Annotated in this window: 17 protein-coding genes, 1 pseudogene and 1 riboswitch; of the genes and pseudogenes, 14 read left to right on the top strand and 4 right to left on the bottom strand. The window is 70.3% G+C overall.

What is annotated here, in order from left to right:
- Positions 1-103: 103 nt before the first annotated feature.
- Positions 104-847, top strand: a complete 744-nt coding sequence (locus ACFY0T_RS39265) for a GNAT family N-acetyltransferase (RefSeq protein ID WP_388882273.1) — start codon at positions 104-106, stop codon at positions 845-847.
- 79 nt (positions 848-926) lie between these two features.
- On the opposite strand, the gene ACFY0T_RS39260 is transcribed toward ACFY0T_RS39265, so the two are convergent.
- Both ACFY0T_RS39260 and ACFY0T_RS39255 read right to left on the bottom strand, forming a co-directional pair.
- Positions 927-1,676: a hypothetical protein gene (locus tag ACFY0T_RS39260; protein WP_388882271.1), complete on the bottom strand. Its 750-nt coding sequence runs from the start codon at positions 1,674-1,676 to the stop codon at positions 927-929.
- Between the two features lie 89 nt (positions 1,677-1,765).
- Positions 1,766-2,461 (bottom strand): hypothetical protein, encoded by a 696-nt coding sequence (locus tag ACFY0T_RS39255; protein WP_388882268.1) that lies wholly within the window; start codon positions 2,459-2,461, stop codon positions 1,766-1,768.
- A 244-nt stretch (positions 2,462-2,705) separates the two neighbouring features.
- Between ACFY0T_RS39255 and ACFY0T_RS39250 the strand changes: the two genes are divergently transcribed.
- From ACFY0T_RS39250 to ACFY0T_RS39230, 5 genes are all read left to right on the top strand, one after another.
- Positions 2,706-4,736 carry an N-6 DNA methylase gene (locus tag ACFY0T_RS39250; protein ID WP_388882265.1) on the top strand — a complete coding sequence of 677 codons (2,031 nt, stop codon included), beginning with the start codon at positions 2,706-2,708 and terminating at the stop codon, positions 4,734-4,736.
- 131 nt (positions 4,737-4,867) lie between these two features.
- The gene (locus ACFY0T_RS39245) at positions 4,868-5,479 is read left to right on the top strand and encodes a hypothetical protein (RefSeq protein ID WP_388882262.1); all 612 of its coding nucleotides are present in this window, start codon (positions 4,868-4,870) and stop codon (positions 5,477-5,479) included.
- Positions 5,480-5,517: 38 nt separating this feature from the next.
- Positions 5,518-6,999: a protein kinase gene (locus ACFY0T_RS39240; protein ID WP_388882573.1), complete on the top strand. Its 1,482-nt coding sequence runs from the start codon at positions 5,518-5,520 to the stop codon at positions 6,997-6,999.
- Positions 7,000-7,378: 379 nt separating this feature from the next.
- Positions 7,379-8,035 carry a SurA N-terminal domain-containing protein gene (locus tag ACFY0T_RS39235; RefSeq protein WP_388882259.1) on the top strand — a complete coding sequence of 219 codons (657 nt, stop codon included), beginning with the start codon at positions 7,379-7,381 and terminating at the stop codon, positions 8,033-8,035.
- 258 nt (positions 8,036-8,293) lie between these two features.
- A complete protein-coding gene (locus ACFY0T_RS39230) occupies positions 8,294-9,334 on the top strand; it encodes a nucleoside triphosphate pyrophosphohydrolase (RefSeq protein WP_388882256.1) in 1,041 nt (346 codons plus the stop codon).
- 431 nt (positions 9,335-9,765) lie between these two features.
- On the opposite strand, the gene ACFY0T_RS39225 is transcribed toward ACFY0T_RS39230, so the two are convergent.
- Positions 9,766-10,977, bottom strand: coding sequence for a globin domain-containing protein (locus ACFY0T_RS39225; protein WP_388882253.1), 1,212 nt, complete (start codon positions 10,975-10,977; stop codon positions 9,766-9,768).
- A gap of 346 nt (positions 10,978-11,323) precedes the next feature.
- Positions 11,324-12,580: a cytochrome P450 gene (locus tag ACFY0T_RS39220; RefSeq protein WP_388882250.1), complete on the bottom strand. Its 1,257-nt coding sequence runs from the start codon at positions 12,578-12,580 to the stop codon at positions 11,324-11,326.
- Positions 12,581-12,681: 101 nt separating this feature from the next.
- Between ACFY0T_RS39220 and ACFY0T_RS39215 the strand changes: the two are divergent.
- The 8 genes and pseudogenes from ACFY0T_RS39215 to ACFY0T_RS39180 all read left to right on the top strand — a co-directional run.
- Positions 12,682-12,897 (top strand): annotated as a pseudogene (locus ACFY0T_RS39215) (cytochrome P450); the annotation flags it as partial.
- Positions 12,898-13,024: 127 nt separating this feature from the next.
- Positions 13,025-14,026 carry a transglycosylase family protein gene (locus ACFY0T_RS39210; protein WP_388882247.1) on the top strand — a complete coding sequence of 334 codons (1,002 nt, stop codon included), beginning with the start codon at positions 13,025-13,027 and terminating at the stop codon, positions 14,024-14,026.
- A gap of 183 nt (positions 14,027-14,209) precedes the next feature.
- Positions 14,210-14,379: riboswitch (cyclic di-AMP (ydaO/yuaA leader) on the top strand.
- Between the two features lie 4 nt (positions 14,380-14,383).
- A complete protein-coding gene (locus tag ACFY0T_RS39205; protein ID WP_388882244.1) occupies positions 14,384-15,064 on the top strand; it encodes a transglycosylase family protein in 681 nt (226 codons plus the stop codon).
- A 391-nt stretch (positions 15,065-15,455) separates the two neighbouring features.
- Positions 15,456-16,742 carry a phosphopyruvate hydratase gene (gene eno / locus ACFY0T_RS39200; protein WP_388882241.1) on the top strand — a complete coding sequence of 429 codons (1,287 nt, stop codon included), beginning with the start codon at positions 15,456-15,458 and terminating at the stop codon, positions 16,740-16,742.
- Positions 16,743-16,856: 114 nt separating this feature from the next.
- Entirely contained in the window at positions 16,857-17,333 is a 477-nt protein-coding gene (locus tag ACFY0T_RS39195) for a septum formation initiator family protein (RefSeq protein WP_388882238.1), read from the top strand.
- 29 nt (positions 17,334-17,362) lie between these two features.
- Positions 17,363-17,911 carry a DUF501 domain-containing protein gene (locus tag ACFY0T_RS39190; RefSeq protein ID WP_388882235.1) on the top strand — a complete coding sequence of 183 codons (549 nt, stop codon included), beginning with the start codon at positions 17,363-17,365 and terminating at the stop codon, positions 17,909-17,911.
- Positions 17,908-18,849 (top strand): exopolyphosphatase, encoded by a 942-nt coding sequence (locus ACFY0T_RS39185; RefSeq protein ID WP_388882232.1) that lies wholly within the window; start codon positions 17,908-17,910, stop codon positions 18,847-18,849. The genes ACFY0T_RS39190 and ACFY0T_RS39185 overlap by 4 nt, the downstream gene beginning before the upstream one ends.
- 497 nt (positions 18,850-19,346) lie before the next feature.
- Positions 19,347-20,750, top strand: coding sequence for an NAD(P)/FAD-dependent oxidoreductase (locus ACFY0T_RS39180; RefSeq protein ID WP_388882229.1), 1,404 nt, complete (start codon positions 19,347-19,349; stop codon positions 20,748-20,750).
- The last annotated feature ends 228 nt before the right edge of the window (positions 20,751-20,978 follow it).

The following is a 20,978-nucleotide window of genomic DNA, read 5'->3' as shown; positions in this document are numbered from 1 at the left end:
GTCCTGCCCGACGCGGAACCCGCGAGCCGGCGGCGCGGCGTCATCCCGCCCGGCGCTGCAAAACCGTTTCATCCGGGTCGAGTCGACGCCTACCGTGTCCGGCATGCAGCTGAAGGTGTCGAGTCTCGCCGAGCGTCCCGAGATGCTCGGGCAGGTGGTCCGGATGGCCAACAGCTGGCCGGAGTTCCTGGTCCACGACCCGGTGGGGGACACGCACTACGGTCGGATCGCCACCGAGCTTCCGGAGTTCGTGCTGTTCGCCGAGGACGAGGGCGGGCAGGTGGTCGCCCACGGGTACAGCGTGCCGTTCGCCCTCGCCGACGAGGACCGGGGCGAACTGCCCGCGCGGGGCTGGGACGAGGTGCTGGGCTGGGCGTTCGCCGACCGGCGCCGCGGCACACCGCCCGACACGGTGAGCGCCATCTCGATCGTCGTCGCCCCGCACGCCCAGGGCAGCGGACTGTCGGCCCGGATGCTCTCTGCGATGCGCCAGAACGCCCGGGCACACGGCTTCCGTGAGGTCGTCGCCCCCGTCCGCCCCAGCGCCAAACACCTGGAACCACGCACCCCGATGGAGGAGTACGCCTTCCGGGAGCGCGCCGACGGTCTGCCGCACGACCCGTGGCTGCGCGTCCACGTCCGGGCGGGCGGTGTCATCGAGGCGGTGGCACCGGCGTCCATGACGGTCGCGGCCTCGCTGGAGGAGTGGCGCGGCTGGACGGGGCTGCCCTTCGACACGGAGGGCCTCGTCGAGGTGCCTGGAGCGCTGGTGCCAGTGCACTGCGAACCGAGGCGCGGATACGCCGTATACGTCGAGCCCAATGTGTGGGTGCGGCACACCCTGTGAGCTCGACGTATGGCTTGTGAGATGTATGGCTTGTGAGGCGTATGGCTTGTGAGGCGTATGGCCTGTGACAGGTGGGCCGTCAGCCGCCCAGCTTGTCCAGGTCGAGGATCTTGCCCGCGGGCTTCTCGGCCGGGACCGGCTTCTCGTAGTCGCTGAAGGTGATCGTGCCCGGGTCCTTGGCGGAGGTGCTGTCGACCCGCAGCAGATAGGGCTTGCCCTCGGTGGCTACGTAGAGGGTGTAGCGGTCCTTGCCGTCCTTCTCGTGCAGGATGATCGCCGGGGTGCCGTCGACGGTGGTGGTCTTGCCGCGGGTGGCATCGGAGTTCACGTCCTCCGCGTCGGCGAGCACGGTGTCGAGGTCGCAGAAGCTCGCGATGTCCTTGGCGTCGGAGCCGGTCGCGGACATCTTGGTCCACTTGCCGGCCAGCAGCTCCACGACCCCGTCGGTCTCGGACTTGGAATCGCCCTTGCCCTGGGCGCGCAGGAACGCCTCGTCGTACTTCATGTAGACGGTGTCGCCGGTCTTGATGAGGTCGGCCTTGCCCTGGCCGGCCATGCTCATCGTGCCGGCGCACTCGCCCTTCTTGTTGAGGGCCATGTCGATGCCGATGGTGCCGCCGTCCTCCTCGTCGGGCACGTCGCCCTTCATCCGGAGCGAGGTGGCGCCCATGGTGGCCTTCACGGCACGGTCGGCGATCTCGCCCCCGGTCAGCCCGGCGAACGGGCCCTTCGGCTTGCTGTCCGCCTTGTTCTCGCCGGGCAGACAGCCGGTGAGGCCCGCGGTGGCCGCGGCGGCGAGGCAGAGGACGGCAAGTGCGGTGCGACGCATGAGAGTTCCTTGAAGTGATGTGAGGTGGTGATGAGGTGTGGGGGGAGTGGGGGCAGCGGGGTGGGGACGGCGGGTGGCGGCGGGTGCCGTCAGCCGGTCTTCTTCCAGTCCCCGCAGCCCGTGGTCTTGAAGTAGCCGTCACCGGCGCTGATGGTGACGACGGCCGTGCCGGTCACGTTGTTGTTGGCCAGGATCGAGTTCATGGAGTGCGTGGCGTCCTTGGCGCGCTCCCAGTAGCAGGAGTCGTCGGTGTTGCCGGTGGACTTGTAGGTGCCGGGAGCGATGTCCGCGCCGACTCTGTACATACCGCCGTTGCCCTTCATCTGCGAGGCCGGTGAACCGGACGCCTTCGCGTCGACGGCCTCCCAGTCCTTGCAGCCGCTGGTCTTGAAGAGCTTGTCGCCGGCCTTGATGGTCACGTAACTGGTGCCGCTGACGTTGTCGTTGGCGAGCAGCGAGTCCATCTCGCCCGAGGCGTCCTTGGCGCGCTCCCAGTAGCACATGTCGTCGGTGTTGCCCGTGGTCCGGTAGGTGCCGGGCTTGATGTCCGTGCCGACCTGGAAGTCGCCGTCCCCCTTGAACGCGACCTTCTTCTCGGCCTTGTTCACCTTGTCGCCCGTCTTGGCGTCAGCCTTCTTGCCGGACTCCCGCTCGGCGGAGGCGGAGGTGTCCTTGCCCTTGTCGCCGGAACCGCTGTCGTCGCTGTTGCCGGCGTTCGCCGACACGACACCGATGACGACGATGCCGACCACGGCCCCCAGCCCCACCTTGACCTTGATGCCCATGACTGTGCCCTCCCCTGGCTGTGTACAGATTCCGCGAATGGGCTGGGCGGCCGGGTCGTTCCGGCGCCTTGCCCGTTCGATGGGTCAATAAGAGCAGAGCTTGTGAACCGAGTCAACACGATTCACAGGGAGGGCTGTGTACACGCCTGTGAAGCGATAGATCTTGCGTATGTCGGTATGCTCGACGTCACAGACCAGGGCGGCGCCACCAGGCGTCACAGGCCAGGACGAGGGGAGCCGGGCGGTGCAGGACAACGCGACAGAGGTGACCGCTGCCGGAATCGCGCGGCTCGCCGGGGTCGGCCGCGCCGCCGTCAGTAACTGGCGCCGCCGCCACGCCGACTTCCCCAAGCCGGTCGGCGGCACCGAGACCAGCCCCTCCTTCGCGCTCGCCGAAGTCGAGGCATGGCTGCGCAACCAGGGAAAACTCGCCGAGGTCCCGCTCCGTGAACGCGTCTGGCAGCAGCTCGCCGGACACCCCGAGGGCCCCGTCACCGCCCTCGTGCACGCCGGCTGCGCCCTCCTGCTCATCCATGACCGCCCCACCGACTGGCTGGAGCTGAGCGCCGGTTCCGACGAACGCCTGGCCGCCCTGCTGCCCGCCGCGCTCGACCAGGTGATCACCCCCCGCTTCGGTGCGCCCCGCGAGCGTGCTGTGAACACCCCGACCGGCCCCGAGCTGCTTCCCTCCGCCCCGCTCCTGCGTGGCGCCGCCGGGCTCGCCGCCGAGATGGGCGCGCGGCAGACGTACGAGTTCCTGCTGGGCCGGCACCTCGACAACAACCCGCGCCAGTACACGCTCACCCCGGGCGACCTCGCCACGCTGATGGCCGAGCTCGCGGGACCGGCGCGCACGGCGCTCGATCCGGCATGCGGCACCGGGGCGCTCCTGCGGGCCGTGGCACCCAAACCGGACCAGGAGCTGTACGGCCAGGACAGCGCCCCCGAGCTGGCGGCCCTCTCCGGGCTGCGGCTCGCCCTGCAGGGGAAGGCCGCCGTCCGCACCGCTGCCGGGGACACCCTGCGGGCCGACGCGCATCCCACGCTCCAGGCCGACGCCGTCCTGTGTCACCCGCCGTTCAACGAGCGCAACTGGGGCCACGACGAACTCGCCTACGACGCCCGCTGGGAGTACGGCTTCCCGGCCCGCACGGAGTCCGAACTGGCATGGGTGCAGCACGCGTTGGCCCACCTCAAGGACGGCGGCAGCGCCGTCATGCTGATGCCCCCGGCCGCCGCCTCGCGCCGCTCGGGCCGCCGTATCCGCGCCGACCTGCTGCGCCGCGGCGCGCTGCGCGCCGTGATCGCCCTGCCGATCGGCGCGGCACCCCCGTACAACATCCCGCTGCACATCTGGGTGCTGCGCCGTCCCGAAAGGGCGCCCGCGCAGCCCGAGTTGCTGCTCGTCGACGCCGGCGCGCTGGCCACCGACAACCGGGGCGGCCTCGACTGGCAGGCCGTGCGCAGCGCCGTCCTCGACGCCTGGCGGCCCTTCGAGCGCACCGGCAGCGCGCGGCAGGAGCCGGGGTTCAGCCGCTCGGTGCCCGTCATCGAACTCCTCGACGACGACGTCGACCTGGCCCCCGCCCGCCATCTGCCGCCCGCCGCCGCGGGGGGCGGCACCGAGCAGCTCGCGAACGTGCGCGAGCGGCTCGGCGAGACGCTGCGCCTGACCGCCGACCTCACACCCCCCGAGGCGCAGCGCACCCAGCCCGCGCGCTGGCCGCTCATCACCGTCGGCGAACTCGCGCGCGGGGGCGCGCTCTTGCTGCGGACGGGCGGAAACAGCGCCCCCGCGCGCGTGCCCGTGCTCACCGACCACGACGTGCTCGCCGGAACCGCGCCGTCCGGAACCCTCCCCGAAGGGGAGGAGGAAGGCGTACTCGTCGAGACCGGCGATGTCGTCGTCCCTGTGCTCGGCGGCGGCTCCATCGCGCGCGTGGTCGACGAGAAGACGGCGGGCGCCGCCCTGGGGCGCAACCTCACGCTCCTGCGCCCCGACCCGGCCGCCCTCGACCCGTGGTTCCTGGCCGGCTTCCTGCGCGGCACCGCCAACAACCGCCAGGCCAGCAGCTACGCGTCCACCGCCACCCGGCTCGACGTGCGCCGCCTCCAGCTGCCCCGGCTGCCGCTCGACGAGCAGGGCCGCTACGGCGAACGCTTCCGCGCGCTGGCCGAGTTCGAGGATGCGCTGCGGCGCGCGGGCCGGCTCGGCGAGCAGTTGGTGCGCGGCATGTACGACGGCCTGACGGACGGGACGGTCGGGCCCGGCTGAGACCCAGGACAACGAGTGCGGTGATCAGGACACAACGGTTCGGTACAACCCGGGACCGGTTGTCCTTGTCGGCCTATACGCTCGGACTTCGAACTCGTACGTCCATCCTCATCAGGCCTCCAGGAGCAGCCATGCAAGGCCACGGCCAGGCGCAGCCGTTGAAACCGCCGCCCCCGACCGGGTGGCTGGTCTTCCTGCGCGTGTTCTTCGTGGTGATCTCGGTGTTCAGCCTCGGCCTGCTCGCCTGGACGATGATGCTGCGCCTCGCGATCGTGACCCGGAAGTCGGTCGACTGGGGGCTGTTCGTGGCCGCGATCGCGGCCGAGGTCCTCAGCCTCGTGCTGCTCGGCACCGAGCCCGGCGAGGAGATCCACACCGCGGGCGGCTGGACGGGCCTCGCCCTGCTCCTGGGCTCGCTCGTGATCGCGATCTCGTACTACCTGGCGGCGGACATACGCCACTTCCACCAGCTCCGCTTCACGGGGTACGTACCGCCGCAGCAGCCCCAGGCGCCCGCGTACGGGTACCCGCAGCAGTCGCCGCCGTACGCCGCCACGACGGCTCCGCAGACCCCGGTGCCGCCGATACCCCAGACGCAGCCGCCCGTGCCGCCCGTGTCGTCCCCGCCGCACCAGCGGCCCGCGCCCGCGCGGATCGACCAGGTGCGTGCCGAGCTCGATGAGCTCAGTGACTACCTCCGCAAGCACGACGGCCATCACGACGACGGCAGGGCCGGCAGGTGAGCGTGGCGACGGGGCGTGTGGTCGCGAACCGCTATGAGCTGTCCACGCTGATCGGACAGGGCGGCATGGGCCAGGTCTGGACGGCCTACGACCAGCGCCTCGACCGGCGTGTCGCCGTCAAGCTGCTGCGCCCGGACAAGGTCGCGGGCCAGGAGGCCGACGAGCTGCGCCGCCGCTTCGTGCGCGAGTGCCGGGTCACCGCGCAGGTCGACCACCCGGGCCTGGTCACGGTCCACGACGCGGGCAGCGAGGGCGAGGAGCTGTTCCTCGTCATGCAGTACGTGGACGGGGCCGACCTCTCCGACCACCTCGCCGAACACGACCCGTACCCCTGGCAGTGGGCGGTCGCGGTCGCCGCGCAACTGTGCGCGGTGCTGAGCGCCGTGCACGCCGTGCCGATCGTGCACCGCGACCTGAAACCGCGGAACGTGATGGTCAAGCAGGACGGCACGGTCACCGTCCTCGACCTCGGCGTCGCCTCCGTCATGGACACCGACACCACGCGCCTGACCCACACCGGCTCGCCCATCGGGAGCCCCGCCTACATGGCCCCCGAGCAGGCGATGGGCGGCGCCGTCGGCCCGTACACCGACCTGTACGCACTCGGCGTACTGCTGCATGAACTCCTCAGCGGAGACGTGCCGTTCTCCGGCTCGACGGCGCTCGGCGTGCTGCACCGCCATCTCTACGAGCCGCCGCTCCCGGTGCGCCGGCTGCGCCCCGAGGTGCCGCCCGCGCTGGAGGGTCTCGTCCTGCGCCTGCTGTCCAAGGACCCGCAGCACCGGCCGGCGTCCGCGCAGGAGACGTACGAGCAACTGCTCCCGCTCCTTCCCGCGCGCGGTATGCCCACCGGCGCTCCCCTCGACCCCACGCGCCCCTTCCTGCGCCCGCATGCCCCGTGGCCGGACCGGGCGCGCACGCCGGCGTCCCAGCCGCAGGCCGCGCCCGCCGTGGAGAAACCCGATGTCGCGGGCGCCGTCGACGAGGTCAAGCGGCTGCTCGGCGAGGGGCGCATCACGCAGGCCGTGGACATCCTCGGTTCGATCCTTCCGGCGGCCGCCGCCGAACACGGTGAGCACTCGCCCGTCGTACGCACCCTGCGCAAGCAGTACGCGGCCACGCTCATGGACGACGGCCAGTACCGGCGCGCGCTGCCCGAACTGCGCCGTCTCGCCGACGAACGCGCCGCCGAGGCCGGCCAGGCCGACCCGCAGTCCCTGCGCTTCCGTTACGAGGCCGCGCAGTGCCTGGAGCAGCTCGGCGAACCCGCCGCGGCGCTCGCGGAGTACCGGGCGCTGTTGCCGTACTACGAGAACCAATACGTCGCCGGGGACCCCGAGATCTCCCTCGAAGTCCGCCGTCGCGTGGGTCACTTGCTGCTCGCCCTCGGCGACCGGGGCGCCGCCCACGACACGCTGGCCCGCCTCCTGCACGATGTGGAACGGCTGCGCGGACTCGGGCACCCCATGGCGGCGGAGATCCGGCGGACACTGCAATGGCTGGGTCAGGTGCGGGGCTGACCCCACCCGTGGTCCGTAGCTTTTGCGCACCGTGGCAGGAGTCCAGCACCGTGGCCGGAGTCCAGCACCGTGGCCGGAGCGGTCCAGCACCGTGGCCGGAGCGGTCCAGCACCGTGGCCGGAGCGGTCCAGCACCGTGGCCGGAGCGGTCCAGCACCGTGGACCGGGACGCCTGGGACGCGCCAGTGGCGATCACGGGCTGACGCCCCTGCGCCGCCGATGATGCGGATGGTGCCGATGGATGGCCATGTGATGGTGCGACGGTGCCTGAAGGCTGGGCGAATCGTTGGTCGAAAGGGTGGCCGAGAGCTGGGCCACTGCCTACCATCGATCACCGCAAGACTTTGTGCACCGTCGCACAATCTCCTCGGGAGGCTTCCTTGCACCGCCGCCGTCGCACCGCGCTCGTCCTCTCCGCCGCGATCGTCGCCGCGGCCCCCCTCCTCACCGCGTGCGGCAGCGACGCGCATCCAGGCGCCGCGGCCGTCGTCGGCGGTCAGCGGATCACGGTCGCGCAGCTGGAGAGCCGGGTGAAGGAGGTGCGCGCGGCGCAGCGGGCCGCCACCAAGGACGAGGCCCAGTATCAGGAGGTCATCGCCAGGACCGGCACCCTCACCCGCGACACCCTGCACAACATGGTCCTCGACCGGGTCCTGGACCGGGCCGCGAAGAACGCGGGCGTGGCCGTGACCCGCAAGGACACCCAGCAGATGCGGTCGGCCTTCGAACAGCAGGCGGGCGGCGCGAAGGGGCTGGAAACGGTCTGGCTCCAGCAGTACGGGGTGGCGCCCCAGCGCATCGACGACAGCCTGCGCACCGAGATCGAGGCCCAGAAGCTGGCCGCCACGCTCGGCGCCGACATGAACACCGCCGAGGGCAAGGCCACGTTCTGGAAGGCGATGTCCGCCGCGTCCAAGGAACTCCACGTCGACCTGAACCCGCGCTACGGCGCCTGGGACGTCCAGAAGAGCGGCGTCGACGCGAAGACGCCGTGGCTGCGGGAAGTCACCGCGACGGCCACCCAGCAGACGACGTAAAGGCTTCGGGGCGCGGGGCTGTGGATAAACGGTTCGGCCGGGCGGCTCGCGGATAGAGTCGTACGGCCTTGCTTGTCCGGCTTTCCTCGTACGGCCGTTCATGCCCGACCGTTCGTGCCGGGCCGCCCCCGCCCGGTCGCCTTCGCCCGGTCGCCTTCGTCGGGCCGTTCGCGCCGGGCCGCTCCGTGAACTTACGGTCGACCGCCGGGCCTGTGGATAACTGCTGGGGCTGTCGGCGGCGTGGGTTACGTTCGAGGGGTGAACGCAACCAGCTTCGACGGCGCTCCGGACGCGACCGGCCCCGACGCCCCCGCCACTTCCACCGACCCCGGCCGTATCGTCCTGCTCACCACCAGCCACCGTGTGGCGCCCGGGCTGCTCTCCTGGCCCGCCTGGCAGGCGCTGCGCGACGCCGACCAGGTCCTGTGCGCGGACGGCGCGCACCCGCAGCTGCCCTATCTGCGCGAGGCGGGCATCACCGTCGACGAGGCGTCCCCGACCGCCCAGGAGCTCGTCGACGCCTGCGCGGGCGGCCGCACACTGGTCGTCGTCGCCACGGGCGAGGGCGAGCCGCGGCTCACCGACGGCCTGGCCCGCCTGGCCGGCTCCGGCCGCATACAGATGCCGGACCTGGAACTGCTCCCCGCCTCGTACGACCTGCCGGGCGCCCGCCTCCTCGACCTCGTCCAGGTCATGGACCGCATCCGTGCCGAGTGCCCCTGGTCGTCCCAGCAGACCCACAAGGGCCTGGCGAAGTACGGCATCGAGGAGGCGTACGAACTGGTCGAGGCGATCGAGGAGGGCGACCGCGACGAGCTGCGCGAGGAGCTCGGTGACGTCCTTCTCCAGGTCGTCTTCCACGCCCGCATCGCCGAGGAGGACGAGGACGCCCCCTTCTCCATCGACGATGTGGCGGGCGGCATCGTCGCCAAGCTCATCCACCGCCACCCGCACGTCTTCGGCGACGAGACGGCCACGACGCCCGAGGAGGTCAAGGAGCACTGGCTGCGCACGAAGGCGGTGGAGAAGCAGCGGATATCGGTGACCGAGGGGATCCCGCTGGGCCAGCCGGGCCTGGCACTGGCGGCGAAGCTGGCATCCCGGGTGCGTACGGCGGGACTTGACGTCGAGCTGCCGCGCGGCGAGGGCGTCGGATATGAGCTGCTGGCGATATCCGCGCGCGCCGAGGCCGAGGGCGTGGACCCGGAGGCGGCACTGCGGGCGGCGGCACGGGCGTACCGGGACGCGATCCGAGCGGTGGAGGGGGCTCCGGAGGCGGACGCGGACGCGGAGGACTGAGGTCTGGGTATGCACGGCCGGGTATGCACGGCTGGGGTATGCGACGGCCGGTGGCCCGAGGGGCCGGGTGCGCGACGACCGGGTGCGCGACGACCGGGTACGCGACGACCGGGTGCGCGACGACCGGGTGCGCGACGGTCGAGTACCTGAGGTTGGGTGCCTCACGGCCGATGTGCCCGAGGGGCCGGGTGCCTGACGGTCGGATGCCTGAGGGTCGGGCGCCTGAGGGGGCCGGGTGCGTGACGGTCGGATACCCAGGGCCGGGTGCCCGAGGGCGAGTGCCTGACGGCCGGGTGCCCGAGGCTGAGTGCCTGACGGGCGAGCGTCTGAGCCGGGTGCTCGACGGTCGGGCGAAGGGGAGGACCGAGAGGGGGAGGACCGAGAGGGGGAGACGTTGCGCTGACGATCACGGAGGCCGAGGACGGCCGGAGTTACGCCCGCGGGGCGCGGCCCGACGGGTTGTGCCAGCTCGGCTGCGGGCGGTCGAGGAGCCATTCCGCCGCGCCCACCGGCCGGGGCCGCCCCTGACCGGTTGGCGCCAGGACGTCGTGGAAGATGCGCTCGGCCGGTGTGCCGAGGGCGGGAAGGGTCTCGCTGATCTCCTCGACGAGTTTGGGGGGACCGGCCAGATAGACGTCGTGCCGGGTCCAGCCGGCGCGATTGCCCAGCGCGGTCAGCAGCCGTTCGGTCGCCTGGGCCTTGGGCCGGCCGGGCGCGGGGGTGATGAAGGTGACGGCGAGCCGGGGCAGCCGGGTCCGTAACCGCTCGACGGCGTCCCGGTCGTACAGGTACGAGGTGTCGCGGGCGACGAGGAACAGCCGGGCCTCGTGCGTGTCGTCGAGCTGTTCCAGCAGCGCCTTCACGGGCGCCCAACCCGTGCCGGCCGCGATGAGGGTGAGGGGCCGTTCCACGGGCGTGCGCAGGACCAGCCCGCCGCCGGGCGAGCCCAGCCGCAGGACGTCGCCCTCGCGGGTCTGCCGGACCAGGGCGGTGGAGAGCACACCGTCCTCGACCCGGCTGATGTGCAGGTCGACGGTGTAGTCGGCGCGGGGCGCGTTGCCCAGCGAGTACGGCCGCCAAATGCCGGGCAGATGAGGGGCGTTGACGCTGACGTACTGGCCGGGGGAGTAGGGCAGCGGCTGGTGCGGACGAAGGGTCAGGACGACGAGGTCGTCGCCGTGCCGCGTGCGGGCGGTGACTTCGGCGTCCCACCAGGGTGGTTCGCCGTGGTGCTGCGCTTCCCAGGCGCCCTGCAGCATCACGTTCGTGATCGCCCCGTACGCCTCGCCCCAGGCCTTCTCGACCTCCGCGTTCCACGCCGACCCCGCGACGACGGCGAACGCGGCGATCAGGCTCGCCCCCACGGCGGCGTAGTGCTCCGGCTGTGCCAGATACTTCCGGTGGTCTCGCCCGAGGTCCCGTAAGTACTCCGGAAGCCCCGGATCCTCCAGCCGCTCCATCACATAGGTGAGGGCCGCGAACAGTCTGTCCCGCTGCCGTTCCATGTCCTCCGGGAAGTCCAGCGGAAACAGCCCGCGGACGTCCGGGTGGTGCCGGAACAGATGCGAGTAGAAGTACTTGACCGCGAACTCGGCCCGTCTCTCGACGACCGCGAAGCTGGATCTGAGTATTTCGGGGTCCACCGCGTGAATGTAGGGAGTTGTCGAGTCGCGGAGTCAAACAGCAGGCGATTTCCGGACAGTCCGGGGTGAAGCGTGCGGCGGGTCGACGAGGGCGGAGCTGAGTGTCGTTGGTCCGGGGTGTTCGGGAGCAAGGGGCGTGGTGAGCGGGGCGTTGGCGGCGGCCTTGGCGATGTGGGTGACCTGCTGATGTCCCCGTTGGCACGCGGCGTGTACGCCTGTCCGCGCACACGCCCTCGTCCCCGGACCAGACTCCCCAGCGGCGTCGCGCCGCCCGAGAGGAAGAAGCGTGGGCACCTCGGCGAGATGATCCATCACCCTCAGGGCGCCGCGGCTGGCTCCCCACCTGTCAGGCGGCCGTGAACTCCACGGGGAGGTTCCGTAGACCGCGCATGATCAGGCCGCCTCGCCAGCGCAAGTCCGCGGGATCAGCGGCAAGCCGAAGGTCGGGCAGCCTGCGCAGCAGAGTGGCCAGCGCGGTGCGGCCTTCCAGGCGGGCGAGCGGGGCGCCGATGCAGTAGTGGATGCCATGTCCGTAGCCGAGGTGCTGGTTGTCCCGGCGGGAGAGGTCGAGTGTGTCCGGCTCCTCGAAACGGGCGGGATCACGATCGGCGGCGGCGAGGACCACAAGCACGGGGTCACCGGAGGCGATTCGCTGTCCGCCCAGGTGGAGGGGCTCGGTCGCGTAGCGCCAGGTGGCCAGTTCGACGGGGCCGTCGTAACGGAGAAGTTCTTCGATGCCTGTGTCGAGTAGCTCTTCCTCGCCACGCTCGATCGACTTCTGTAGTTGCGCTCGCTGCTTTGGGTTGCGCAGGAGCGCATACGTGCCGTTGCCGATGAGGTTGATGGTCGTCTCAAAACCAGCAAAAAGTAGTACGAAACACATGGCCGCGGCTTCGTTCTCGGTGAGGTGCTCGCCGTGGTCGGAGGCGCGGATGAGACCGGAGATGAGGTCTTCGCCGGGGCCGGGGTTGTCCGGCAGCGCCTCCCGTTTGCGGTGGATCAGCTCGGCGAGATAGCCGCGCATCTTCTTCACGGACCGCGCGACACCGCCCCTCGGGCCTCCCCCATGCCGGATCATCATCCCCGCCCAGTCCCGGAAGTCGTCCTGGTCCTCGCGGGGGACGCCGAGCAGGTCGCAGATGGCGTAGATGGGGAGGGGGAACGCGAACTCGTGGATGAGGTCGGCGCTTCCGGTAGGCGCGAACTGGTCGATGAGGTGGTCGGTCAGCTCTTGGACGCGGGGCGCGAACTCGGCCACTCGACGGGGTGTGAACGCCTTGGAGACGAGCCGACGCAGCCGGGTGTGGTCCGGCGGGTCGATGTTGAGCAGGTGGGTCATGAGATTGGCGCTGCGCTCGCCGGGGATGCCTGTCTTGCTCTTGCCCTGGGCGTCTTCGGAATGGTGCACGGGATTCTTGGAGAGCCGCTGGTCGGCGAGCGCCTGCCTGGCGTCCGTGTACCGGGTCACAAGCCACGCCTCGACACCGCTGGGAAGCGTGGTGCGGTGCACGGGCGAATGCTCGCGGAGCCACGCGTAGGCGGGGTAGGGGTCGGTGGCGAACTCCCAGGTAAAGAGTTCGGGTTCGATATGTGGGGCGTTCACGGGGTGACGGTACCGGGAGTCGCGCGGCGTGGATGAGGACGCCGGACTGTGCCATTCCCCTCCGTGACCCGGCCCGGTTCGCCGACTCAGGGTGTCCTCGACCTCGCGCCCGTCTGGAGGGCCAGACCGCGCTCGCCACGCTCCCCGCCCGCCTCCCCGATCTCCGACTCGCGGGAGATTCGGCCGATTCGCGCTGGCGTGGCGGGCTCATTATGCGTGGATTACGCATGCTTCCCGTGGAGTTCACCCCGGTCGGTAGGCATGCCGGAGAAACGGCCGTCGGCTCGGGAAAAAGTGACGGACCCTCAAGTCTGTGATCTTCACGTGATCTACGCTGCATTAACTTGTGACAAGCGTTCGACTGCGGATACGTTCACCCAGCAACGCGGCCCATCTGTCGCTGTAGCCGCTGTAGTCACCTGCTGTCACGCGAAAGGCTTCCGCATGCTCTCCGGGAACGGCCGTCACCGTCGCCCCCGTCAGGCCCCTGCCCTCATCGTCGCCGCAGGGGTGACCGGATCGGCCATCGCCATCCCGTTGCTCGGCGCCACCAGTGCGAGCGCGGCCGACAGCACCACCTGGGACCGGGTCGCGGAGTGCGAGAGCGGCGGCTCCTGGAGCGCGAACAACGGCAACGGGTACTACGGCGGGCTGCAGTTGACCCAGGAGAACTGGGAGGCGCACGGCGGCCTCGCATACGCCCCGAGCGCCGACCAGGCCAGCCGCTCGCAGCAGATAGCCGTCGCCGAGAAGGTCCTCGACGACAAGGGCCTCGCCGCCTGGCCGACCTGTGGACCGCTCTCCGGGCTCAGCAAGGACTCGGGCGAGGTCGAGGTCGACACGGGTGTGGCGGACGACTCGTCGAGCTCATCGACTTCGTCGGGTTTGTCCAATTCGCCTTTGTCCAATTCACCTGATTCCTCTGACTCCTCCGGTTCATCCGACTCGTCCGACTCGGACTCCTCCTCCGGCGACTCCTCCGGTGCGACCGAGAACACGACGAAGTCCGATACCTCGTCCTCTGGCGCGAGCGGCGACTCAAAGGAATCCGACAGCTCGGATACAGACACGACGAAGAGCGACGAGTCGGACAAGTCGGGCCAGAACGGCGACTCTTCGGGTACGTCCGACAGTTCCACGTCCGGTGCCGGTCGCCACCGTGGCGACAGCGCCGAGGAGGACGCCACGGAGGGTGCGACCGACGGCCGTACGGACGGTGCGTCCGGGCGGCACGCCTCGCGCGGCTCCGGCGCCTCCCGCGACGCCGTCGACGGCTCGTACACCGTCCGCTCCGGAGACAGTCTCTCGACCATCGCCGACTCCCTTGACCTGAGCGGCGGATGGTCCGAGCTGTACGCCGAGAACAAGGAGACGGTCGGCACCGATCCCGACCTCATCATCCCCGGTCAGAGGCTTGCAGTTGGTGCTGAATCGGACGAAAAGTAGCGGGAGTTCGCGTCATGGTTCGCCGGGGAATGTCCGGTTTGGCGCGAGTGAGACATGAGTCTCAGAAGCCCTGATCGTCTTTGAAATTCCGTCGATCGCATGTCTACGGTCATCACCGCTCGCCACAGCGGGCCCCGACGGTCGCAACGCCGAATCCTGCCAACGGCCGTACGGGAACAGTCGTCGCGTCAAGCGCCGTAGGCAGGAGCGGGGGACCCAAGGTAAGCGCCGCGTCCGGGAGTTGAAAGACACCGGGAACGGCTTGGGGTGAAGTCGTGCGCCAACGGCGCACGGCCGGGCACTCACCCGCCCGAACCCGACAGCTCACCTCGCAGGCGTCGGTGAGGGGATCTCTCCATGCTGTTTTCCAGCAAGGGCAAGCACCGCCGCCCGTCCAAGGCCGCCCGTGTCGCCACGCTCGCCGGCGTGACCGGCGTCGCCATCGCCGCTCCGCTGATGGCCTCGGGCACCGCCTCCGCCGCCACCGCCTCCGAGTGGGACGCCGTCGCGCAGTGCGAGGCCGGCGGCAACTGGTCCATCAACACCGGCAACGGCTACTACGGCGGCCTGCAGTTCTCCGCCTCCACCTGGGCCGCGTACGGCGGCACCGCCTACGCCGCCACCGCCGACCAGGCCTCCAAGTCCCAGCAGATCGCCATCGGTGAGAAGGTCCTCGCCGCGCAGGGCAAGGGCGCCTGGCCGACCTGCGGCACGGGCCTGTCGAGCGCCGCGTACACCGGCGGCACGAGCAGCCCGTCCTCCTCGTCGAGCACCACCCCGAGCACCACCACCCGGACGACGGAGCAGCCCGCCTCCCGTTCCGCGGAGCGTCCGGCCGCCAAGACCGTCACCACCCCGACCGGCAAGAAGGTCGAGAAGGGTGACGGCGAGTACAAGGTCGTCACGGGGGACAGCCTCAGCTCGATCGCCGAGAAGAAGCACGTCAAGGGCGGCTGGCAGAAGCTGTTCGAGCTGAACAAGGACATCATCGACGACGCGGACTTCATCTACCCGGGTCAGCAGCTTCACCTCAGCTGAGTGGCAGACCTCAGTTGAGTGGCAGACCTCAGTTGAGTGGCAGACCTCAACCGAGTGGCAGCCCCCTCATAGACGCCCTCATGGACGGGGTCTCCATACTGGAGGCCTCGTGAGGGTCCCCCGTCCCCACGGGCTCCCCGCTCCGGTGCGTGTTCCCCCGTACGCACCGGGGCGGGGCTTTTTTCTGCGTGGCTCTTGGGCGGGCTGGTTTCGTGTACGGGGCAGGTTTTTGTTCCGTTCGGAAACAATTTACTCTCGGTTCTGCCCAAGGGGTGGTCGACCGGCTGGCCGATCGCCCCGAGGCGGTTAGGCTCATCTCGCGGAGCCGACCGCGGCTCCGTGCACTACGGGCCCCGCGGCCCCGCGTACCCGCGTCACATCCCAGAAGGAGATGCTCGTGCCGTCCATCGACGTCGTCGTAGCCCGGGAAATCCTGGACTCCCGAGGCAACCCCACGGTCGAGGTCGAGGTCGGCCTCGACGACGGCAGCACGGGTCGTGCCGCCGTCCCGTCCGGCGCCTCCACGGGCGCCTTCGAGGCCATCGAGCTCCGCGACGGTGACCCCAACCGCTACCAGGGCAAGGGTGTCGAGAAGGCCGTCCTCGCCGTCATCGAGCAGATCGGCCCGGAGCTCGTCGGTTACGACGCCACCGAGCAGCGCCTGATCGACCAGGCCATGTTCGACCTGGACGCCACCGACAACAAGGGCTCCCTCGGCGCCAACGCCATCCTCGGCGTCTCGCTTGCCGTCGCGCACGCCGCCTCCGAGGCCAGCGACCTCCCCCTCTTCCGCTACCTGGGCGGCCCGAACGCGCACCTGCTGCCCGTTCCGATGATGAACATCCTGAACGGCGGCTCGCACGCCGACTCGAACGTGGACATCCAGGAGTTCATGATCGCCCCGATCGGCGCGGAGTCCTTCTCCGAGGCCCTGCGCTGGGGTGCCGAGGTCTACCACACCCTCAAGAAGGTGCTGAAGACCAAGGGCCTGTCCACGGGCCTCGGCGACGAGGGCGGCTTCGCCCCGAACCTGGAGTCCAACCGCGCCGCGCTCGACCTCATCGTCGAGGCCATCAAGCAGGCCGGTTACACCCCCGGTGAGCAGATCGCGCTCGCGCTCGACGTCGCCGCGTCCGAGTTCTACAAGGACGGCGCCTACGAGTTCGAGGGCAAGTCCCGCTCGGCCGCCGAGATGACCGAGTACTACGAGGAGCTCGTCTCCGCGTACCCGCTGGTCTCCATCGAGGACCCGCTGTACGAGGACGACTGGGACGGCTGGAAGATCATCACCGACAAGCTGGGCGACAAGGTCCAGATCGTCGGCGACGACCTCTTCGTCACCAACCCCGAGCGCCTGGCCCGCGGCATCGAGGAGGGCGCCGCCAACGCCCTGCTCGTCAAGGTCAACCAGATCGGCTCGCTGACCGAGACCCTGGACGCCGTCGAGATGGCCCAGCGCAACGGCTTCAAGTGCATGATGTCCCACCGCTCCGGCGAGACCGAGGACGTCACCATCGCCGACCTCGCCGTCGCGGTGAACTGCGGCCAGATCAAGACCGGCGCCCCGGCCCGCTCGGACCGCGTCGCCAAGTACAACCAGCTGCTGCGCATCGAGGAGATCCTCGACGACGCCGCGGTGTACGCCGGCCGCTCCGCTTTCCCCCGCTTCAAGGGCTGAGCGCCTTCCCGGGCTAAGACATAGCCAGTCGTACGTACGTCCCCGTACCCGGTCCCGTACCGTGTCCGGGGACGTACGCGCGTATGACGGGTGAGAAGGGGAGGCGGAGAGCCAGTGGCCGTGAAGGACCGGGACCGTTTCTCCACCGCGACCAGGCTGCGGCTGCTCGGCGAGCAGACGGCGGCCCGGGTCTACCGCTCCCAGACCAAACGGCAGGCCCGCCGCTCCCGGCTGACCGGCCGGGCCGCGCTCCTGGCCCTCGTCTTCTGCTCGCTGATCGTGGCCCTCGCGTACCCGATAAGGCAGTACGTGTCCCAGCGCGCCGAGATCGCCAACATGGAGCGGCAGCGGGAGCAGGCCCGCGAGCGGGTCGAGCAGCTGCGCGACCTCAAGGCACGCTGGCAGGACGACGCGTACGCCGAGCAGCAGATCCGGGAACGGCTGCACTATGTGATGCCGGGCGAGACCGGCTACGTGGTGATCGACCCGGACGCGGCGAAGCAGTCCCGCGCCGACCACGGGGCCGCCGCCCGCCCCTGGTACGCCAACGTCTGGGACGGCGTGGACAAGTCCGACGCCGCCGACCACTGAACTGACCAGAAAGACAAGTGACTCACGGCATGGAAACGCCACCGCCGACCACCCCGCGCACCGAGCCGACCGACGCGGACGTCGAGGCCTTCAAACAGCAGCTGGGCCGGCCGCCGCGCGGGTTGCGCGCGATCGCGCACCGGTGCCCGTGCGGGCAGCCGGACGTCGTCGAGACGGCGCCGCGTCTTCCCGACGGGACGCCGTTCCCGACGACGTACTACCTGACGTGTCCGCGGGCCGCGTCCGCGATCGGCACGCTCGAGGCCAACGGCGTCATGAAGGAGATGACGGACCGGCTGGCGACCGATCCCGAGCTGGCCGCCGCCTACCGCGCCGCCCACGAGGACTACATCGCGCGCCGCGACGCCATCGAGGTCCTGGAGGGCTTCCCGAGCGCGGGCGGCATGCCGGACCGGGTGAAGTGCCTCCACGTCCTGGTGGCCCACTCCCTGGCCGCGGGGCCGGGCGTGAACCCGCTCGGGGACGAGGCGATCGCGATGCTGCCGGAGTGGTGGCGCAAGGGGGCGTGCGTGACGCTGCCCGTGGACGGCGCGAGCACGAAGGAGGACGCCCAGTGACCCGCGTCGCCGCCGTCGACTGCGGTACCAACTCCATCCGGCTGCTGGTCGCCGACGCGGACCCGGAGACGGGCGAACTCGTCGAGCTGGACCGCAGGATGACGATCGTGCGGCTCGGCCAGGGCGTCGACCGGACGGGACGGCTCGCGCCGGAGGCGCTGGAGCGCACGTTCGCCGCGTGCCGCGAGTACGCGGCGATCATCAAGGAGCACGGCGCGGAGCGGCTGCGCTTCGTGGCGACCTCGGCGTCCCGGGACGCCGAGAACCGCGACGACTTCGTACGCGGGGTGCTGGACATCCTCGGGGTCGAGCCGGAGGTCATCACCGGGGACCAGGAGGCGGAGTTCTCCTTCACCGGTGCGACCAAGGAGCTGACGGGCAGTGACCACCTCGCCAAGCCGTTCCTGGTCGTCGACATCGGCGGGGGTTCGACCGAGCTGGTGGTGGGCGAGGAGCATGTGCGCGCCGCCCGCTCGGTGGACATCGGCTGCGTACGGATGACGGAGCGGCACCTGGTGCACGACGGGGTCGTGAGCGATCCGCCGACGCCGGCTCAGGTCGAGGCGATCCGCGCCGACATCGAGGCGGCGCTGGACCTCGCCGAGCAGACGGTGCCGCTGCGCGAGGCGCACACGCTGGTCGGGCTCGCGGGCTCGGTCACCACGGTCTCGGCGATCGCCCAGAACCTCCCCGAGTACGACTCGGCGGCCATCCACCACTCCCGGATCTCCTACGACAGGGTCCGCGAGATCACCGAGTGGCTGCTGGACTCGACGCACGCCGAGCGGGCCGCGATCCCCTCGATGCACCCGGGACGGGTGGACGTGATCGCCGCGGGCACCCTCGTCCTCCTCGCGATCATGGAGCGGATCGACGCCCGGGAGGTCGTGGTGAGCGAGCACGACATCCTGGACGGCATCGCCTGGTCCATCGCCTAGGGCTCCTTGGCTGTCGTCCGGGGCTCCTGGACTGTGCCGTGGGCCACTGCTGAGCCGTGGCTTGGGTCTCCTTTGACTACTTGTCGGTAGCCTCGGCTGAGCAGGTCGGATAACGTATGAGCGCGCCTGAGGGGCCTCGAAAGCCCCTCGGCGAGGCGCCCTCAGGAAACTTCGTGAAGTTCTTCACAAGGAAAAAGCCCCTGCTGGGCGCGGAATGGGCCCCTGGGGTGGTCCGCGAGGACTCAGGCGGCCTGGGAGCGTGCTCACGGGGGCGTTTCGAGGGTGTCGCCGGCGGGAGAAACAGGGGGCTGGTCCGGTCGGTTCGAAAGGCCGGAGCGGCAGCTCACGCGGTGTTGACAACGGTCCGAACCGGACGGTGGTCCCCCCGTGCCGCCATGACCTGTGTCACGCGGGCGGCGCAGTGTAGCAGAGGGCCTGCCCAAGCTTGTGAAGGGGCGCACGAGCGACCCCCCATGACCGGGTGGATACTCGATGGCATGAGCACCACGGAGCGTCCCAGGATCCTCGTAGTAGGCGGTGGGTACGTAGGCCTGTACGCAGCTCGGCGCATTCTCAAGAAGATGCGCTACGGAGAGGCGACCGTCACGGTCGTCGACCCCCGGTCGTACATGACCTACCAGCCCTTCCTCCCCGAAGCCGCCGCCGGCAGCATCTCCCCGCGGCATGTCGTCGTCCCGCTGCGACGCGTGCTCCCCAAGGCGGAGGTCCTCACCGGCCGGGTCACCACCATCGACCAGGACCGCAAGGTCGCCACGATCGCCCCCCTCGTGGGTGAGGCGTACGAGCTGCCTTTCGACTACCTCGTCATCGCGATGGGCGCGGTCTCCCGCACCTTCCCGATCCCCGGCCTCGCCGAGCAGGGCATCGGCATGAAGGGCATCGAGGAGTCCATCGGCCTGCGCAACCACGTACTCGAGCAGCTCGACAAGGCCGACTCCACGACGGACGAGGACGTCCGCCGCAAGGCGCTGACCTTCGTCTTCGTCGGCGGTGGCTTCGCTGGTGCGGAGACCATCGGTGAGGTCGAGGACATGGCCCGCGACGCGGCCAAGTACTACAACAACGTGTCCCGCGAGGACATGCGGTTCATCCTCGTCGACGCCGCGGACAAGATCCTTCCCGAGGTCGGCCCCAAGCTCGGCCAGTACGGCAAGGAGCACCTGGAGAGCCGCGGGGTGGAGATCTACCTCTCCACGTCCATGGACTCCTGCGTGGACGGCCACGTCGTCCTGAAGAACGGCCTCGAGGTCGACTCCAACACGATCGTGTGGACGGCGGGCGTCAAGCCCAACCCGGTCCTCTCCCGCTTCGGTCTGCCGCTCGGCCCGCGTGGTCACGTGGACACCCAGACCACCCTCCAGGTGCAGGGCACGGACTACATCTGGGCCGCCGGCGACAACGCCCAGGTGCCGGACGTCGCCGCCCGCAAGGCCGGCGTCGAGAACGCCTGGTGCCCGCCGAACGCGCAGCACGCGCTGCGTCAGGCGAAGGTCCTCGGCGACAACGTGGTCTCCGGTATGCGGGGCTTCCCGCAGAAGGAGTACAGCCACTCCAACAAGGGTGCTGTGGCCGGGCTCGGCCTCCACAAGGGCGTCGCGATGATCGTCATGGGCAAGATGAAGATCAAGCTCAAGGGTCGTCTGGCGTGGTACATGCACCGCGGCTACCACGGTCTGGCGATGCCCACCTGGAACCGTAAGATCCGCGTCTTCGCGGACTGGACGCTCGCGATGTTCCTCAAGCGTGAGGTCGTCTCGCTCGGCGCCATCGAGTCTCCTCGCGAGGAGTTCTACGAGGCTGCCAAGCCGGCGCCGGCGCCCGCGCCTGCGGCCGCCGCGCCCGCGCCCGCCAAGACCGAGGAGAAGGCCAAGGCCTCCTGACCTCCGGTCACCGAACGCCCGAAGGGGCCGCCCGCCATCCGTGGTGCGGGCGGCCCCTTCGGCGTGTGCGGGTGGGCGGGGGCTGGGGGTGGGTTTTCTTCGCCCCTCCGCCCCTGCCCGTCCCGTACCAGCCTTTCGGCTGCGGGTGGGCGGGGGCTTGTCGCGCAGTTCCCCGCGCCCCTAAACGGGGCGCGGGGAACTGCGCAATCTTTTAGGGGGGTCTGGGGG

Source organism: Streptomyces sp. NPDC001530 (assembly GCF_042894545.1).
Lineage (GTDB): Bacteria > Actinomycetota > Actinomycetes > Streptomycetales > Streptomycetaceae > Streptomyces.
This window is presented reverse-complemented; position numbering and strand designations above follow the sequence as displayed.